Consider the following 16489-nt stretch of genomic DNA (forward strand, 5'->3'; position numbering starts at 1 on the left):
CACCTGCACATGCGCCGGGGACGGTCAGGCGGAGAACGCCGCGACGTGCTCGGCCAGCCAGGACGCGAAGGTGCCGGCCGGCCGGCCGAGCAGCCGTTCCACGGTGGGCAGGACGGTCCCGCCGCGGGCAGGGTCGGGGTCGCCCAGCGAGGCCAGCACGCCGTCGGCGTACGCGGCGGGCATCCCGGCGTCGGCCATGGCCTTGCGGGCCGCGGACGGGGGCGCGTCCACACAGCGGAGGCGGCGCCCCAGCGCGCGCCCGATCGCCTCGGTCTGCCGGGCCGCCGTCAGCGCCTCGGGGCCGGTCAGGGTGTACGCCCGGCCCTCGTGGCCGGGCGAGGTCAGGGCGGTGACCGCGGCCTCGGAGACGTCGCGGGGATCGACCAGCGCCCGCGCGATGTGGCCGAAGGGCACGTACACCGTGTCCTCCGCCGTGATCGACCAGCTCCACTGCAGCACGTTGGACATGAATGCGGCGGGACGGAGAAAGGTCCAGCCGGCGCCGCACAGGGTGAAGGCGCGCTCGGCGGCGGCCTGTTGCCCGCCGTAGGCGTCGCCGACGGGCGGCAGGGCCGCGACGGACGACACCTTCACCACGTGCCGGACGCCCGCGTGGCGCACCTCTGCGGCGACCGTCCTGTCGTGCACCAGGGCGTCGGGCCCCGCCGAGACCATGAAGACCCGGTCCGCACCGGCGAGAGCCGAGCGCACCGAGTCCGGCCGGCCGAGGTCGCCCACGGCCCGCTCGACCCCGCTGCCGAACGACGCCCGGGCCGGGTCGCGGACAAAGGCGCGGACCGGCTCACCGCGGGCCGCCAGTGCGGCCACGACCTGCCTGCCCACCGTTCCCGTCGCTCCGAACACCACGATCATCAGCCGACACCTCTCCGTTCTGTGCTCCGGGTCTGTGGTCCGGGCAGCACCGGCGGATGCCAGTCCCCGATGCGTGCCATGGCCCGCTCGCCGGCACGCGGCGGGGTGACCAGCAGCGCCAGGTTGCGCACCAGGAGCTGCAGCGGACGCTCGGTCAGTTTCATACGCCCCATCCGCCGGGACGCCTCGGCGACCATCTGGCTGCGGGGCCGCCGGATCCGGTCGTAGCGGGCGAGGGCGGCCGGTACGTCGGGGCCGGCGGCGAGCTCCGCGCACAGCACCACCGCGTCCTCCAGTGCCTGGCAGGCGCCCTGCCCGAGGTCGGAGGTCATTGCGTGGGCCGCGTCGCCGAGCAGGGCGACCCGGCCGCGGACGTAGCCGGGCAACGGCCGGGGGAGCTCCAGGACGTCGTGGTGGAGCACGGTCTCCGCCGGCGTCGACTCGACCATGGCCCGGATCCGGCCGTGCCACGTGCCGAAGCGGCGCAGCACCTCCTCGCGGTGGTCCCGGAACTGCGCGCCCGCCGGGGTGTTCGCGACCGCGTACCAGTACACGCGGCCGTCGGCCAGCGGCATCCGGGCGAACTCCCTGCCCCGGCCCCAGGCCGTGCCGCCCTCCTCGGGCGTGAAGGGCCGTCCCGTGATGCCGCGCCACACCGAGTGCCCGCTGTGCACGGGGCCGGGGGCGTCCGGGAAGAGGTCCGCCCGGAGTCTGCTGTGCACACCGTCGGCGGCGACCACGACGTCGGCCCCGGCCGTGTGCTCGCCGTCCGCCGTCCGGTACCGCACCCCGGCCCCGTCGACGCCCACGGCCTCGGCCCCGGTGCGCAGGCACCCCGCGGGCAGCGCCTGTTGCAGCACCCGTTGCAGGTCCCTCCGCAGCAGGACCATCGTGGACAGCCCGTGGTCGCGGACGAAGACCGGATCGGTGGGCCGCATCAGTCGCCGTCCCCGCGGGGTGTGCACCCCGTCGCCGCCGGGCATCATCTCCGCGGACAACGCCCGTGCGGCGGCACCGGCGCCGAGCCGGTCCAGGCAGCGTTGCGCGTTGGACAGCAGCGACATCCCCGCCCCGGCCTCGCGCAGTTCCGGCGCGCGCTCCAGCAGGGTGACCTGCCACCCGCAGCGGCCGAGCCCGACGGCGGTGGCGAGTCCCCCGATGCCGGCGCCGACCACGACGGCCCGGCGGGCCTCCGGTCCGGTCATCGGGTCCGCCCCTCTCGTCCGTCGCCGTTCCCGGCGATCAGCAGGGACACCAGGAACGCGAGCGCGACGGCACCGGCGGCGGCCCACACGGCGCTCTGGAATCCGGCCGTGCTCTTCCCGCCGATGAGCGAGGAGGACATGGCGATGCCGAGCGACGAACCCACCCCGTAGCAGGCGGAGTTGACACCGGGCAGCACCGTCGGGCTGTCCTGCGGCGCGAGGAGCGCGCTGAGCCCGTTGAGCGGCGTGAGCGCCCCGGCCAGACCGAATCCGATGACCAGCACCATCGCGAACACCAGCCAGCGGGACCGGATGCCCACGGCGAGCACCATCAGCGCGGGGACACTGAACAACAGGGCGTACCGCAGCATGCGCCGCCACCCGACCCGGGGAGCCAGCGAACCGGCGACCGGTGCGAAGACGACGTTCACCAGGCACATCGGAACGATGAACAGCAGCGCGGACACGGTGGCCGTCATGCCGAACCCGGAGCCGTGGTGCTGGCTGAGCATCGGCACCACGTAGTTGACGACGCCGAGCAGCCCCGCCGTGGTGAGCACCGACGTCAGCAGTACCGGCCACGTGCGGCGCGAACGCAGGTACGCGACCGGGATCAACGGGTGTGCACTGCGCTTCTCCAGGAGGCAGAACGCCGCGAACAGTACTGCACCGAGGACGAGCAGGGACACCACCGCCACCGGACCGGCCCTGCCCGCCGCACCGATGCCCAGCTCGACGGAGCCCAGGCCGGCGGAGAGCGTGAGCACGCCGGCCCAGTCCATCCGGCCGGTGGCCGTTCCCGCGAAGGACGGCACAAGGGTCCGCACGGCGAAGACGGTGGCCACGCCGAACACGGTCATCACCGCGAACACCGCGCGGAAGCCGAAGGCGTCGGTGAGCCGGCCGGACAACAGGCCGTCCAGGCCCACGATTCCGCCGTTGGCCGCGGTGATCAGGCCCATCGCACGGCCGAACTCGCGGGCGCTCAGCTTCTGTCGCATCACCCGCAGCGCCACCGGGAAGACCACGGCCGAGGCGCTCTGCAGCAGCCTGCCGACGACGAACACGCCGAAGCCGGGGGCCGCCGTGACCACCGCCGAGCCGATGCACATGACCACCAGCGCCCAGGTCATCAGTCTGCGGGAGTCCGAATGGTCGCTGTAGGCCGACACGACGACGGAGAGCAGGCCGCCGAGGAGGAAGAACAACGCCTGGGCGAAGCCCACCGCCGCGGTGCTCACCGACAGCCGGTCGGCGATGTCGGGCAGCGCGGGGGTGGGCATCGAGATGCAGAGCTGGCAGGCGACCACGGCCAGCACCAGCGACGCGATCAGGGTGCCGGAGCCGGCGGTTCTGCGGCCGGCCGCGGCAGCGACGGGTGAGGAAACGAGCTGGTCCATCTGCACCTCTCCAATGAAGTCGGGATCAGGCGGGCCATCCCGGCCGCCGCAGGCCGCCGTCGGCGAAGGCCCATTCGTGCCGCGCGCCCAGGGAGAAGGCCTCGGCCAGCCGTGCCCGCTCGGCCGGGGCGCAGCGCTCGCCGAACCCGTCGACCATGCCGAGGACGGCACGGACCGCCTGCCACGCGCCCTCACCGGGGTCGTAGACGTCGACCCACGCCGCGTACCGCGAACCGGGCCGGCCGCTCGTGCGCAGCGTGCGGCACACCTCCAGGTGGAACCACATCATCGGCAGCAGGCCGCCGATCCCGGCGGCGAACGACTCCGTCGCGCAGGCCCGGAAGAACGAGCAGTACGCGTGCGTCTCGGGGGCGATGTCCGGCCTGCCGGAGGGCAGTTCCACGCCGAAACCGGGGGCCAGTCCGCCGAGCGCGTCGCGCAGTCGCGGTGCCGACTCCACGGTGGCGAAGGCGCAGTGTGCCAGCAGCGCGGAGAAGGCGTCGTCGGCGGCGATCGAGGCGCAGTGGGCGAACGCCCTGCCGCAGGCGGGCAGGAGGAAGGCGGTGTCCTGGAGGACGAAGTGTGCCAGCGACTCCGGCGGCAGCGAACCGTCGCACAGGCCGGCCCAGAAGGGGTGGGCGACGACCTCGGCCACGAACGGCTCGGCGATCTGCTGCAGTTGCTCCCGCAGGGAAGGGCCCGCCACGTCGGTCACCAGGCGACGGGGAGTTCACGCGGACGGGAGAAGGCCAGCCCCGAGGACCAGACCAGTTCGGTCTCCTCGACCGCCGGCCGCAGCCCCGGCATCCTGGCCAGCAACGCGCCCAGGGCCGCGGTCAGTTCCACGCGTCCCAGCTGCGCGCCGAGGCAGTGGTGGATGCCGTGGCCGAAGGCCAGGTGCGGGTTGGACGCACGGTCCAGGAGCAGGCCGTCGGGGTCCTCGAACACCGTTCCGTCCCGGTTGGCCGCCGTGATCAGCGGCAGCACCGCCTCACCCGCAGCGATGCGCACGCCGGCGATCTCGACGTCCTCGGTGGCGATGCGCAACGCCCCCAGCCCGCCGCCCGCCTGGGAACGCCGCAGCAACTCCTCGACCGCCGCGGGCAGCAGCGCGGGCTCGGCACGCAGCCGGGCGAGCCGGTCCGGCCTGCGCAGCAGGGTGAGCACGGCGTGCACCAGCCCGGCGGTCGTGGCGTGGTAGCCGGCGCCCAGCAGCGTGTAGCCGAAGGCGAGCAGTTCCTCGTCGCTCAGCCGGTCGCCGTCCTCGGTGGCGTCGATCAGGACCATCAGCAGGTCGTCCGTGGGCCGGGCGCGCTTCTCGGCGATCAGTCGGGTCAGGTAGTCGTTGATGCTGTCCCGCGCCGCCAGCACCTCCTGGTGCCGGTCGCGGTCGTAGCTGAGCATGATGTCGGTCCACTCGCGGAACCGGCCGACATCCTCGTAGGGGACGCCCAGCATGTGGCAGATCACGGTGATCGGCAGCGGCTGGGCCAGCCCGGCGACGAGGTCGGCGGGCGGTCCGGCGGCCACCATGCCGTCCACCAGCTCCCCGGCGAGCCGTTCGATGCCGGGCCGCAACTGCTCGATCCGGCGCGGGGCGAACGCCCGGGAGACCAGGCGCCGCAGCCGGCTGTGCTCCGGCGGGTCCATGACGAAGATCGACTTGGAGTCGCGCGCGATGGGCAGCAGTCGCGGCGCGCCCGGCCCGGTGATCGCCTCGCGGCTGAACCGCTGGTCGGCCAGCAGCCTGCGGACGTCCTCGTGCCGGGTCACCAGCCACACCCGGTCCCCGGTGGGAATCGTCACCCGGGACACCGGCCGGCGGGCGAGCAGTCCGGCGTACTCCGGAGGCGGCTCGACGGGGTCCTCGACGGCGAAGGGGAACGACGGCGCGGCGTCCTCGGCGGGCATCGGCACTCCTCACGGTGGCGTCAGACGGGCGCTGCCAGGCTCCCAACGCCCGCTGGTCGCGCCGTCCAGTCCTGCTGAAACCGGCCGGCGCGCACGTCATCGCAGGTCGCCGTGGCGCGCCCACCACTCCTCGATCACGTCGCACGCCGTCTCGACACCCCGCTCGGCGCGCACCAGTTCGGCGGTCCGGGCGGCACGGTCCCGGAACCGCGGGTCGTGCACGGCCGCGGCGAGGGCCCCGGACAGGGCCTCCGCCGTCAGCGCGGTGAACGGCAACGGCCGCGGCGAGACACCGATCGCCGCCATCCGCCGGGCCCAGAAGGGGTTGTCCGCGACGGTCGGCACGGTCACCTGCGGCACACCCGCGCGCAGCACCGCGGCCGCCGTGCCGTATCCGGCGTGGTGCACCACGGCACAGGCGCGCGGGAAGAGCCAGTCGTAATCGGCCTCCTCCACCCGGAACACCCCGTCGGGCAGTTCGTCCCGCGGCCCGCCCACCAGCACCAGCGGACGGCCCGCCCGCCGTGCCGCGCCGACGAGCAGCCCGACGGTGCGCCGCCCCGGATGCACCGGCCAGGTGCTGCCGAAGGTCGCCACGACGGGTGCGGGGCCGTCGGCGACGAACGCCCGCAGCCCCTCGCCGGGCGGCGTCACGGTGCGGTCGGGGAACCAGTACCCCGTGACGTGGCAGTGCCGTGGCCAGTCCGCCGGCGGCGGGACGACGTGCGGGCTGAACGGGTACAGGCAGGGCCGCTCCGCGGAGACCCGGTACAGCGGCGAGAGCCGTCCCAGAGCGCGTCGGCCCTGCGCCGCCCGGTAGCGGTTGACGGCCGGCCGGAACATCCGCCACTCGGTCTGCCGCGCCACGACGTACGACAGCCTGTTGTACCAGCGCCCCAGCGGCAGTTCGGGGGCCCGCCAGACCGGGAACGCCGAGGTCGGGGTGGCCGGTGTCCAGGACGTGGCGCACCAGCGCGGACGCGGGCCGCCGGCCAGCACGGGGTCGACCGTCGGCGAGGTGATCACCAGGTCGCCGCGGCCGCCCGCCGCCTCGACGGCCGCCAGCATCTGCGCCACCGCCTCGTCCCGGGCCCGTTCGGACATCGCCCTCGCCGCCCGCAGGGGGGAGGCGCTCCTGCGGACCGCATCGATCACCCGGGGTTCCTCGAACGCCTCGCCGCCCATGCCGCCGGTGACGGACTCGAACCGCAGCCCGGAGCGTTCGACCAGCGACCGGGCGGTCTCCGCCGACGCGATGCTCACCTCGTGGCCCCGGCGGCGCAGTCCGGTTCCGAGGGTGACGAAGGGCTGGACGTCGCCGCGGGAGCCGAGGGAGAGGAAGGAGACTCTCATGACGCCGGAACGGGCCGGTACTCGAGGAGGGCGAGATCGCCGGGGGCCGGGTCGTTGGCCGGCTCGAACCCGGCCGCGGCCGCGAGCCGGTTCCACTCGTCGCGGCTCCGTTCCCGGCCGCCGAGCGCCACCATCATCTCGATGTCGGTGAGCTTGCCGAGGTCCCATTCGCCGGGGCCGGTCAGCAGCATGTCGACGATCAGCAGGCGGGCCCCGGCGTCGTCCCCGACGGCCTCCCGGACCCGGCGCAGGATCGTCCCGGCCCGTTCGTCGTCCCAGTTGTGCAGGGTGTGTTTGACGAAGTAGGCGTCGCAGCCGGACGGCAGCCCGGTGAAGAAGTCGGTCTCCGCCACCGATGCCCGGCCGGCGACACCGCGCCGCTCGAACTCCTCCCGGGCCTGTGCGACCACCTGCGGCTGGTCGCACAGCACGCCGGTGCACTGCGGGAAGCGGCTGAGCACCTCGGCGAGGAACTGGCCCCTGCCGCCCCCCACGTCCGCGATGCGCGGGAAGCGGCCGAAGTCGTACTGCTCGAAGATCCGGTCGGTGCCCGGGTAGTGGTTCTGCACCATCGCCCTGTCGAACAGCTCCGCGCCGGCCGGATTCTCCTCCAGGTACGCGAAGAACGACGTGCCGAAGACGTGCTCGAACGACGGAGCCCCGGTCCGGACCGAGTGCAGCACGTCCTCGTAAGGCCGCCACATCATGGGGTCCGAGGCGAACAGGAACATCTCCCGCGCCGACCCGGGCGTGCCGCTGCGGAGGCCTTCACCGGCGGGCGTCAGGGCGAACAGGCCGCCGGGCAGCTCCCGCAGCACCCCGATCGCGGCGGCGCAGCGCAGCACCCGGTACAGCGAGTCGCCGTGGGCGCCGGTCTCCTCGGCCAGGTCGCGCGCGGTGCGGGACCCGTCGGCGAGCAGATCGGGTACCCGGAGCTGGACGAGCGGCCGCAGCGCGCCGATGGCCCATTTGGCCACGAACAGGCCCAGGACCCGCTGCTGCGGGGGAAGTTCCACGGGGAACCAGGAGAGGACGCCCGATGCGTCGGGCAGCGTGTCGGGTGAACTCACGAACGTGCTCCTGTCGTCGACCGGAAACGGACCGGCATGTGCCGTGTGCTGTTCATGAAGTTGGTCGCCGTGCGCACCGGCGGCCCGGTGAGCTCCAGCGCCGGCAGCCGGTCCGCGAACACGTCGAGGAACAGCCGCAGTTCGAGGACGGCGAGGGCCTTGCCGATGCACACGTGCGGCCCGCCGCCTCCGAAGGTGATGTGCGGGTTGGGGCTGCGCGTGATGTCGAAGCGGTCCGGGTCGGCGAACACGGTCTCGTCCCGGTTGGCCGAGGAGAGCCAGAGGACCGCACGCTCCCCGGCCCTGATCGGCTGGCCGGCGATCTCGGTGTCCGCGGCCACCTGCCGGGCGAAGTGCGTCGCGGGCGTCACGTACCGCAGGATCTCCTCGGTCGCGCCGGGGACGAGTCCGCGGTCCGCACGCAGTGCATCCAGCTGGTCGCGGTGGTCCAGGAGGGCCAGGACGCCGCCGGTGAGGGAGGAGTAGGTGGTCTCGCTCCCCGCGCCCATCAAGGTGGTGGCGAACAGGGCGATCTCTTCGGGCCCGAGCCGTTCCCCCTTGTACCGGCCGGAGAGCAGCACCGAGAACAGGTCGTCCCGGGGATCGCGCATGCGCTGCCCGGCCAGCTCCCCGAAGTACGCCATGAGGTTCCGGAAGGCGTCGACGGCCTTTTCCGGCGAGCTGTGCCGGTACGCGGTGTCACCGAGGTTGAGGGTGTGCCGGGTCCACTCGATCACCATGGCCCGGTCGGCGGGGGAGGGGATGCCGATCAGCTCCGCCAGCACCTCCAGCGGCAGCTGCATCGCGATGTCCTCGGCGAAGTCGAACTCGTCGCCGTGCGCGGCCTCCTCCGCCATCCGCTCGACGATGCCGCGCACCGGCCGTTCGAGCGCGGCGATCCTGGCCGGGGTGAAGCCCTTGAACGCCAGCTTGCGCAGCCGGGTGTGCTCGGGAGCGTCCAGGAACGAGATCAACGGCAGTCCGGTGCTGTCCTGCCGCACCGAGGTCATCGTGCTCGGGCTGTTGCGGAACACCTCGGTGTCCCGCGAGGCCGCCACGACGTCGGCGTGCCGCACCAGGTACCAGAAGTCGTACCCCTCGGCGTCGGTGGCCCGCAACAGCCCCTTCCGCGCCCGCAGTTCGCGGAAGTACGCGTAGGGGATGCCGTCGGTGAACGCCTGTGGATCCATCAGATCCGTGCCGGGCGCGGTCATCGGCCGGCCTTGCCGCCCTTGCGGCAGACCACCAGTGTGTCGTAGTCGCCCAGCGCCCGGTCCTCGACCGTCGCGAAGCCGGCGGCCAGGGCGTGCTCGCGCAGCTCGGCGACGGTGTACTCGGAGCCGCCCTCGGTCACCAGCAGCATGTCCAGGCTGATCACCAGGTTCTCGACGTGGCTAGGCTCGTCGTCGAGCATGCGGTCGTACACCAGCAGCACACCACCGGGGTTGACGGCCTCGTACGCCTTGGCCACCAGCGCCCTGCGCTGGTCACGGTCCCAGTCGTGCAGCGCGTGGCCGCAGACGACGATGTCGGCCGGAGGCAGCGGGTCGGCGAAGAAGTCGCCGCCGTGGAAGGCGGTCCGGCCGGTCAGACCGTGCTCGGCCGCCTTCTCCTCGAAGAACGGCGCCATCTGCGGCAGATCGAAGACGTGCCCGTGCAGATGCGGGTGGGCCTTGACGATCTGGCACACCAGGTTGCCGCGGCAGCCCCCGACGTCCAGTACCGAACCGGCGGCGTCCCAGCCGTCGTAGGCCTCGATCAGCCGAGGGGCCAGGACCTGGGTGAGCGCGTCCATCATGTTGACGAACTGGCCCAGCAGCGCCGGGTTTTCGATCATCGTGAAGAAGTCGCTGCCGGCCTGTGGCAGGCCGGTGCGCAGCGCCTCGGTCAGCCTGCCCCAGGCCGGGTACAGGTTGCGGTTGGACCGCTCCAGGAAGCCCCCGATGTAGGCCGGTTCCCCGCGGACCAGGTACTGGTCGGCGCCCGGGGCGTTGCCGTACCGCCCGTCCTCGCGGACCAGCAGCCCCATCCCGACCAGGAGGTTCAGCCAGTCCGGGAGCCCACGGCCGTGCAGCTCCAGCCGCTGCCGGATCTCCGGCTCGGTGGCCGCCCCTTCCCGCAGCGTGGTGAACAGCCCCAACTCGACGGCGGTCAGCAGGGCCTTGGCGTCGCAGAACGCATTGGCCTGCCGGAGGATGCCCGCGGCGGTGCTGGTGTCCGAGGCGTTGCTCGTCATACGACCGACTCCTTCCACAAGGGCGGATGGCGGGGACGCCATGCCGGTGACCGAGACGCTGACAGCGGCCGGTGGAAGCCCGGTCGAAGCGGTCTGGAAGCCCGGGTTGGATCCCGGCGCCAGAATTCTTCGAGACCGTGGCCGTATTCCTTGTCGCGTTGGCGTCCCGTGTCCGCCGATCGCGAGGAGACAAAGATGCGTGACGTGAAGGTCCCGGTGCTCGTGGTGGGCGGCGGGCCGGTCGGCCTGTCCTCGGCCCTCTTCCTGGGGCGGCACGGGGTCCGCACGATGCTGGTGGAGAAGCGTGACGGCACCTCGATGCTCCCGCGGGCGCCGGGCCTGCAGGCCCGCACCATGGAGCTGTTCCGGGCGGCCGGGCTGCACCGCGAGATCCGCGCGCTGGAGATGGGCGACTCGCACCCCTACTTCGAGGGCGGCATCATCCGCACCCGGTGCTTCGCCGAGATCGACGACGCCGTCACGCTGGAGGCGCCCTCGCTGGACGGTCCGCGGATCAGCCCGGAACGCGTGATGGGCTGCGGCCAGGACCGCTACGAGCGCGTGCTGGTCGACAAGGCCCGGGAGCACGGCTGCGACGTGCGCTTCGCCACCCGGCTGCAGTCGCTGGCGCAGGACGAGGAGGGCGTCACCGCGGTCGTCGAGGACGCCGCGGGCCGCACGACGACGGTGCGCGCCGACTTTCTCGTCGGCGCCGACGGGGCGAGCAGCTCCGTCCGCCGGACCCTCGGGGTGCAACGGAGCGGCCGGGGCACCGTGTTCAACGCGCTGAGCATCTACTTCCGGGCACCGGAGCTCGAAAAGCTGCTGAAGGACCGCAAGTTCATCCTCTGCTACGCCACCGCGGCCCGCGGCACCCTGATGAGTCTGTCCCGGCTGCACGGCTGTGACCCCTGGCTGGCCACGCCGCTGTACTACCCGGAGAAGGGCGAACGCCCCGAGGACTTCACGGACGAGCGCTGCATCGAGATCATCCGCACCGCCGCCGGCGACCCGGACCTGGCCGTCGAGGTCGTCTGGAAGGTGCCCTGGCAGGGAGCGCAGCTGGTGGCCGAGCGGTTCCGCACCGGCCGGGTCTTCCTGGCAGGCGACGCGGCGCACGTGCATCCGCCGGCCGGGGGCTTCGGCGCGAACACCGGTATCCACGACGCACACAACCTCGCGTGGAAGCTGGCCGCGGTGCTGGACGGGTGGGCGGGCGACGCCTTGCTCGACAGCTACGACGCCGAGCGCCGCCGGGTCGGCGAGGCCATGGCGGAACAGGCGATGATCCGCAACCGGATACGCCACGGCTACGCCGACGAGCAGACGAAGGCCGCCATGGTGGACGACGTCATCGTCACCCTCGGCTACCGCTACCGGTCGGCGGCGATCGCCGGCGCACCACAGGCCCCGGTGCTCACCCCGCACCTCGCACTGTCCGGCGAACCGGGCACCAGGGCACCGCACGTGTGGCTGGAGCGGGACGGCGAACGGATCTCCACGATCGACCTGTTCTGGGACGGCTTCGTGCTGCTGACCGGAGCGCGCGGCAAGGCCTGGGCCGACGCCGCGGAGAAGGCGGCGCAGCACCTGCGGGTGCCGCTGCGCACGTACTCCGTGGGCCGGGGATGCGCGCTGGTGCCGGCCGAGTGGGACTGGGCGGCCGCGTACGGGGTCGGCGACGAGGGGGCGGTGCTGGTCCGGCCGGACGCCTTCGTGGCCTGGCGCGCGCCGGGTGCGGCCGCGGACCCGCAACAGGAACTGGCCTCCGTGCTCGCCGGGGCGGCGGGCCTGTGCCCGGCACGGCAGAGCTGAAGGGACGGACGATGACACAGAGTTCGGAGCGGGGCGGCCCCGAGGACGTGCTCGCGGCCGCCATGGCCTTCCAGCCGGCGAAGCTCGTCCTGACCGGCCTGGAACTGGGGCTGTTCCGGCTGCTCGCGGACGGCCCGGCCACCGGGGCGGAGATCCGGCGGCGCCTCGGGCTGCACGCGCGGGGCACCGGGCACTTCCTCGCCGCGCTGGCCGAGACGGGCGTGCTGGACCGGGACGGTGAGGTGTACCGCAACGGCCCGGCCGCACAAGGGTTCCTGGTGCCGGGGTCCGACGCGTACCTCGGCGACTTCCTGCACATGGCCGACACGGTCATGTACCCGGCATGGGGCCGGCTCGGCGAGGCACTGCGGACCGGTGCACCGCAGGCGGCCACCTACTCCGGATCCGACATGTTCGGCGAGCTCTACAGCGACGGCGCCAAGCAGAACGACTTCGTGGCCATGGCGGAGAACGCGAGCCGGCCCCTCATCGGGGCGCTCACCACGGCCTTCGACTGGACGAGCCGCCGGTCCGTCGTCGAACTCGGCGGCTGCCGCGGCAACGTGCTGGCCCACGTGGTGAAGGCGCACCCGCACCTGGACGCCACCGTGCTGGACCTGCCGCCGCTGCAGGGCGCGTTCGACCGGCACATGGACGACCTCGGCCTGACCGGCCGGGTCCGCTTCCGGGGCGCCGACTTCTTCACCGACCCGCTGCCCACGGCCGACGTGCTGGCGATCGGGCACTGCATGGTCGACTGGACCGACGACCAGCGCCGGGCCCTGATCACCAGGGCCTTCCACGCGGTCGACCCGGGCGGGGTGTTCCTGGTCTGGGACCCGATGCTGGTGCCGGGACAGGACGACTACCTGCGCAACCTGATGCGCAGCATCAACCTCCAGCTGATGACCCCGCACGGCACCAACTACCGGCTCGACCAGTGCGAGGACTGGCTGCGCGAGGCGGGCTTCGCGCACGTCGAACACCGGCCGCTCGGCCACGACGTCACGCTCGTCGTGGCGGGCAAGGCGCCGTGACCGCCATGCGCGGCATCCTGCTGGCCGGCGGGACGGGCTCCCGGCTGTGGCCGGTGTCCCGCGCGGTGTCGAAACAGCTCATGCCGGTCTTCGACAAGCCCATGGTGTACTACCCGCTGACCACGCTGATGACGGCCGGGATCCGCGACATCCTGGTCATCACCGCCCCGGAGGACCGGCAGCAGTTCCGGCGGCTCCTGGGCGACGGATCGCATCTCGGCCTGAGGCTGACCTACCGGACGCAGAGGCGGCCCGAGGGCATCGCCCAGGCCTTCCTGATCGGTGCGGACTTCATCGGCGACGGCCCGGTGGCCCTGATCCTGGGCGACAACATCTTCCACGGCTGGGACCTGGGCACGCGGCTGCGCGAGCACGCCGGCCTCCGGGGCGGCCGGGTCTTCGCCTACGCCGTGGCCGAGCCGTCGGCCTACGGAGTCATCGAGTTCGGCGAGGACGGGTCGGCGGTGTCGATCGAGGAGAAGCCGGAGAAGCCGAAGTCGCGGTACGCCGTGGCCGGGCTGTACTTCTACGACAACACGGTCGTGGAGATCGCCCGGGGCCTGCGGCCGAGCGAGCGGGGCGAGCTGGAGATCACCGCGGTCAACGAGACCTATCTGCGCCGGGGGGAGCTGGCGGTGACCGTCCTGGACCGCAGCACGGTCTGGCTCGACACCGGAACCTTCGCCTCGCTGGTGCAGGCGGCGGAGTACGTGCGGGTGGTGGAGGAGCGCCAGGGGCTCAAGATCGGCTGCGTGGAGGAGACGGCCTGGCGCTGCGGCTTCATCGACGACGACCAACTCCGCGATCTCGGCCGCCCGTTGCTCAAGAGCGGCTACGGCCGCTATCTGCTCGATCTGCTCGACGACCCGCAACCGAGGTGGTGAGCTGTGGAGACAGTCCGGCTGGCGATCGAAGGGGCCTGGCAGATCACGCCGCGACAACATGCGGACTCCCGGGGCCTGTTCATGGAGTGGTACCACTGCGACCGGTTCGCGCGGCAGGTCGGCCACCCGCTGCGGCTGGCCCAGGCCAACCTGTCCGTCTCCCGACGCGACGTGGTGCGCGGCATCCACTTCGCCGATGTGCCCCCGGGCCAGGCCAAGTACATGACGTGCGTGCGCGGCGCCGTTCTCGACGTCGTCGTCGACCTCCGGGTGGGATCGCCGACCTACCGCCGCTGGCTGAGCGTCCGGCTGGACGACGTCGACCGCAGGGCGCTCTACCTCGCCGAGGGCCTGGGGCACGGCTTCCGCGCGCTCACCGACGACGCGACGGTGGCCTACTTCTGCTCGGAGACCTACCGGCCCGCCCGCGAACACACCATCCACCCCTACGACCCCGAACTGGCCATCGACTGGCAGACCGAGACGCCCCTGCTGTCCCCGCGCGACGCCGCCGCCCCCTCGCTCGCAGAGGCGCACGCCGGCGGACTGCTGCCCGACTACCGGGCCTGCTGCGCAAGAGAGCGCCCCTTCGCGGCTGTCGCCACGGAGACGACGGACGAATGACGACCCGGACCGGGCGGATCCGGTGGCTCGTCACCGGAGCAGGAGGCAAACTCGGCCGGGACGTCGCCGCGGAGCTGGCCGGCGACCCGACGGCGGAGGTCACCGCCGCGTGCAGAGCTGCTCTGGACATCACGGACGCGGCCGCCGTCCGCGAGGCCGTCGCCGGCCACGACATCGTCGTCAACGCCGCCGCGTGGACCGACGTCGACGGCGCGGAGGCCGCGGAGGCGGCCGCCACCGCGGTCAACGGCACGGCGGTGCGCCGTCTCGCCGAGGCCTGCAGGGCCACGGGCGTTCTCCTGTTGCACGTCTCCTCCGACTACGTCTTCCCCGGCGACGCCGGAAAGCCGTATGCGGAGGACGCGTCGCCCGCACCGCTCAGCGCCTACGGCCGGGGCAAACTGGCGGGGGAGCAGGCCGTCGTCGAACTGCTGCCACGGACGGGCTGTGTCGTGCGCACCGCGTGGCTCTACGGCGAGCACGGCCGCGACTTCCCCGCCACCGTCCTGGAACTGGCCGCACGGCAGGAGACGCTGCAGGTCGTGAACGACCAGTGGGGACAGCCGACATGGAGTCGCGCGCTGGCCCGGCAGCTCGGCCGGCTGGGGAGGGAGGCGCGGGCCGGACGCGCCCCGGCCGGTATCTACCACGGCACGGCGGCGGGCTGCACCACGTGGTACGGCTTCGCCCGGACCGTGTTCGGCCTCGCCGGACTCGACCCGGCACGCATCCGGCCCGTCGCCTCCACCGCCTTTCCCCGGCCTGCTCCCCGCCCGGCCTTCAGCGCCCTCGCCCACGACCGGTGGACGGCGGCCGGCATGGCACCGTTGCCGCCCTGGCAGGACTCCTTGGCCGAGGCCTTCCGGAGCCCCGCCTTCACCGGGCGCGCCATGGCGGCCCGTCGTGCGTCCGGCGAGGCGTGAGGCGGACGTCCGCGCGAGGATCCGCGTGGACCACCTCTCCCCCGAGGAGGTGGTCCACGGCGGGGCCTGTGCGTCCGGCAGAGACGACGACATGACGTTAACCGGGGCCCCTGGAAAGGGGATTGGAAAAATGTAGGATCTGCGCAAGGGGATCCGGTGCGATGCGCCTCCGGAAGGAGCGACTGCATGGGCGACCAGACGACGGTGACCGTCGTGCAGAAGGCTCACTCGGCCGAAGTGGCCTTCCGCGATCCGCACCCCCTGCTGGCCGGCCATGTGCTGGGGTACACGGGGCAGGACTTCTCGCTCTCTCAGCCGCAGGTGCGACGGGTGACGGCGTTGGCGACGGTGATGCTCGTCATCGACTTCGAGGCACCGGTCCGGCACCTCGTCACCGACACCGACATGGCAGGGCCACAACAGAGCTTTCTGCTCTCTCCAGTGTCCGGACTGAGCGACCGCCCCCTCGTCATCCGGCAGTCCGGGCGGGAGTACGGCATGGTGGCGCTCCTCACGCCCCTGGGGGCCCGCGCGCTGTTCGGGTTCCCCCTGTGGGAACTGGCCCGCAGGAGCGTGCATCTGACCGACCTCCTGGGCCCGGACGGCCGACGGCTCACCGAACAACTCGCCGAGGCACCGGACTGGCCCACCCGTTTCCGGATCACCGACACCTTCCTGCTGTCCCGCATCGGCACGGGGCCGGAACTGCCACGCCAGGTCCGCCGGGTCTGGAGACGTCTGACAGGCTCAGGGGTCGCGCCGATAGACGCCCTTGCAGACGAAGTGGGCTGGTCCCGGCAGCACTTGACCGCACGATTCCACCGGGAAGTGGGGCTGTCCCCCAAGAGCATTGCCCGCATCGCCCGGCTGCAGCGCGTCATGTTGCTCATGCGCAGCACCCACCCGCCCTCCTGGGCCGAGGTTGCCGCGACGTGCGGTTACACCGACCAGTCCCACCTCAACCGCGACTTCCGCCTGCTGACCGGCTGCACCCCGGCCGGTTGGCGCGCTCTCACCGACTGGTCCAGTGTCTACATCGGCGATCCGCGCGTGTACGCGGTCCACAACGCAACGCCGGACCTTCGGGGACATGCCCCGGTTCGTGGGTGAGAGCGGTGTGAAGAAACGCTTCCACGGCGCGGCATCCTTCTCGGCTGC

The 16489-nt window shown here is 72.8% G+C and carries 15 protein-coding genes; 6 read left to right on the plus strand and 9 right to left on the minus strand.

Features of this window, described 5'->3' with window-relative positions; all coding sequences use genetic code 11:
* Positions 1–24: 24 nt before the first annotated feature.
* From ACMATS_RS34345 to ACMATS_RS34385, 9 genes are all read right to left on the minus strand, one after another.
* Positions 25–873 carry an NAD(P)H-binding protein gene (locus ACMATS_RS34345; protein ID WP_414170162.1) on the minus strand — a complete coding sequence of 283 codons (849 nt, stop codon included), beginning with the start codon at positions 871–873 and terminating at the stop codon, positions 25–27.
* Positions 873–2078 carry an FAD-dependent monooxygenase gene (locus ACMATS_RS34350; protein ID WP_391154693.1) on the minus strand — a complete coding sequence of 402 codons (1206 nt, stop codon included), beginning with the start codon at positions 2076–2078 and terminating at the stop codon, positions 873–875. Before ACMATS_RS34350 ends, ACMATS_RS34345 begins: the two co-directional genes overlap by 1 nt.
* Positions 2075–3478, minus strand: a complete 1404-nt coding sequence (locus ACMATS_RS34355; protein ID WP_414170163.1) for an MFS transporter — start codon at positions 3476–3478, stop codon at positions 2075–2077. The genes ACMATS_RS34350 and ACMATS_RS34355 overlap by 4 nt, the downstream gene beginning before the upstream one ends.
* 25 nt (positions 3479–3503) lie before the next feature.
* Positions 3504–4184, minus strand: coding sequence for a TenA family protein (locus ACMATS_RS34360; RefSeq protein WP_391154691.1), 681 nt, complete (start codon positions 4182–4184; stop codon positions 3504–3506).
* 5 nt (positions 4185–4189) lie between these two features.
* Positions 4190–5389 carry a cytochrome P450 gene (locus tag ACMATS_RS34365; RefSeq protein ID WP_391154689.1) on the minus strand — a complete coding sequence of 400 codons (1200 nt, stop codon included), beginning with the start codon at positions 5387–5389 and terminating at the stop codon, positions 4190–4192.
* Between the two features lie 96 nt (positions 5390–5485).
* A complete protein-coding gene (locus ACMATS_RS34370) occupies positions 5486–6742 on the minus strand; it encodes a glycosyltransferase (protein ID WP_414170164.1) in 1257 nt (418 codons plus the stop codon).
* On the minus strand, positions 6739–7812 hold the full coding sequence (locus ACMATS_RS34375; RefSeq protein ID WP_414170165.1) for a methyltransferase: 1074 nt from the start codon (positions 7810–7812) through the stop codon (positions 6739–6741). Before ACMATS_RS34375 ends, ACMATS_RS34370 begins: the two co-directional genes overlap by 4 nt.
* Positions 7809–9026, minus strand: coding sequence for a cytochrome P450 (locus ACMATS_RS34380; RefSeq protein ID WP_414170166.1), 1218 nt, complete (start codon positions 9024–9026; stop codon positions 7809–7811). Before ACMATS_RS34380 ends, ACMATS_RS34375 begins: the two co-directional genes overlap by 4 nt.
* Positions 9023–10048 (minus strand): methyltransferase, encoded by a 1026-nt coding sequence (locus tag ACMATS_RS34385; RefSeq protein WP_391154669.1) that lies wholly within the window; start codon positions 10046–10048, stop codon positions 9023–9025. The genes ACMATS_RS34380 and ACMATS_RS34385 overlap by 4 nt, the downstream gene beginning before the upstream one ends.
* A gap of 195 nt (positions 10049–10243) precedes the next feature.
* Between ACMATS_RS34385 and ACMATS_RS34390 the strand changes: the two genes are divergently transcribed.
* The 6 genes from ACMATS_RS34390 to ACMATS_RS34415 all read left to right on the plus strand — a co-directional run bounded on the left by ACMATS_RS34390 (position 10244) and on the right by ACMATS_RS34415 (position 16441).
* Positions 10244–11863 (plus strand): FAD-dependent monooxygenase, encoded by a 1620-nt coding sequence (locus ACMATS_RS34390; protein ID WP_414170167.1) that lies wholly within the window; start codon positions 10244–10246, stop codon positions 11861–11863.
* A gap of 11 nt (positions 11864–11874) precedes the next feature.
* A complete protein-coding gene (locus ACMATS_RS34395; RefSeq protein WP_414170168.1) occupies positions 11875–12900 on the plus strand; it encodes a methyltransferase in 1026 nt (341 codons plus the stop codon).
* 5 nt (positions 12901–12905) lie between these two features.
* On the plus strand, positions 12906–13784 hold the full coding sequence (rfbA, locus tag ACMATS_RS34400; protein WP_390776144.1) for a glucose-1-phosphate thymidylyltransferase RfbA: 879 nt from the start codon (positions 12906–12908) through the stop codon (positions 13782–13784).
* 3 nt (positions 13785–13787) lie between these two features.
* Positions 13788–14408, plus strand: coding sequence for a dTDP-4-dehydrorhamnose 3,5-epimerase (rfbC, locus tag ACMATS_RS34405; protein WP_390775476.1), 621 nt, complete (start codon positions 13788–13790; stop codon positions 14406–14408).
* Positions 14405–15331 carry a dTDP-4-dehydrorhamnose reductase gene (gene rfbD / locus ACMATS_RS34410; protein WP_414170169.1) on the plus strand — a complete coding sequence of 309 codons (927 nt, stop codon included), beginning with the start codon at positions 14405–14407 and terminating at the stop codon, positions 15329–15331. The genes rfbC and rfbD overlap by 4 nt, the downstream gene beginning before the upstream one ends.
* A 186-nt stretch (positions 15332–15517) precedes the next feature.
* Positions 15518–16441, plus strand: a complete 924-nt coding sequence (locus ACMATS_RS34415) for a helix-turn-helix domain-containing protein (RefSeq protein WP_414170170.1) — start codon at positions 15518–15520, stop codon at positions 16439–16441.
* The last annotated feature ends 48 nt before the right edge of the window (positions 16442–16489 follow it).

It is taken from the genome of Streptoverticillium reticulum (assembly GCF_047456005.1).
GTDB lineage: Bacteria > Actinomycetota > Actinomycetes > Streptomycetales > Streptomycetaceae > Streptomyces > Streptomyces reticulum.

Bases quoted from the DNA above. Each gene is read 5' to 3' on its own strand.
- ACMATS_RS34345 (WP_414170162.1), bottom strand. From the start codon at position 873: ATGATCGTGGTGTTCGGAGCGACGGGAACGGTGGGCAGGCAGGTCGTG.
- ACMATS_RS34350 (WP_391154693.1), bottom strand. From the start codon at position 2,078: ATGACCGGACCGGAGGCCCGCCGGGCCGTCGTGGTCGGCGCCGGCATC.
- ACMATS_RS34355 (WP_414170163.1), bottom strand. From the start codon at position 3,478: ATGGACCAGCTCGTTTCCTCACCCGTCGCTGCCGCGGCCGGCCGCAGA.
- ACMATS_RS34365 (WP_391154689.1), bottom strand. From the start codon at position 5,389: ATGCCCGCCGAGGACGCCGCGCCGTCGTTCCCCTTCGCCGTCGAGGAC.
- ACMATS_RS34370 (WP_414170164.1), bottom strand. From the start codon at position 6,742: ATGAGAGTCTCCTTCCTCTCCCTCGGCTCCCGCGGCGACGTCCAGCCC.
- ACMATS_RS34380 (WP_414170166.1), bottom strand. From the start codon at position 9,026: ATGACCGCGCCCGGCACGGATCTGATGGATCCACAGGCGTTCACCGAC.
- ACMATS_RS34385 (WP_391154669.1), bottom strand. From the start codon at position 10,048: ATGACGAGCAACGCCTCGGACACCAGCACCGCCGCGGGCATCCTCCGG.
- ACMATS_RS34390 (WP_414170167.1), top strand. From the start codon at position 10,244: ATGCGTGACGTGAAGGTCCCGGTGCTCGTGGTGGGCGGCGGGCCGGTC.
- ACMATS_RS34395 (WP_414170168.1), top strand. From the start codon at position 11,875: ATGACACAGAGTTCGGAGCGGGGCGGCCCCGAGGACGTGCTCGCGGCC.
- rfbA (WP_390776144.1), top strand. From the start codon at position 12,906: ATGCGCGGCATCCTGCTGGCCGGCGGGACGGGCTCCCGGCTGTGGCCG.
- rfbD (WP_414170169.1), top strand. From the start codon at position 14,405: ATGACGACCCGGACCGGGCGGATCCGGTGGCTCGTCACCGGAGCAGGA.
- ACMATS_RS34415 (WP_414170170.1), top strand. From the start codon at position 15,518: ATGGGCGACCAGACGACGGTGACCGTCGTGCAGAAGGCTCACTCGGCC.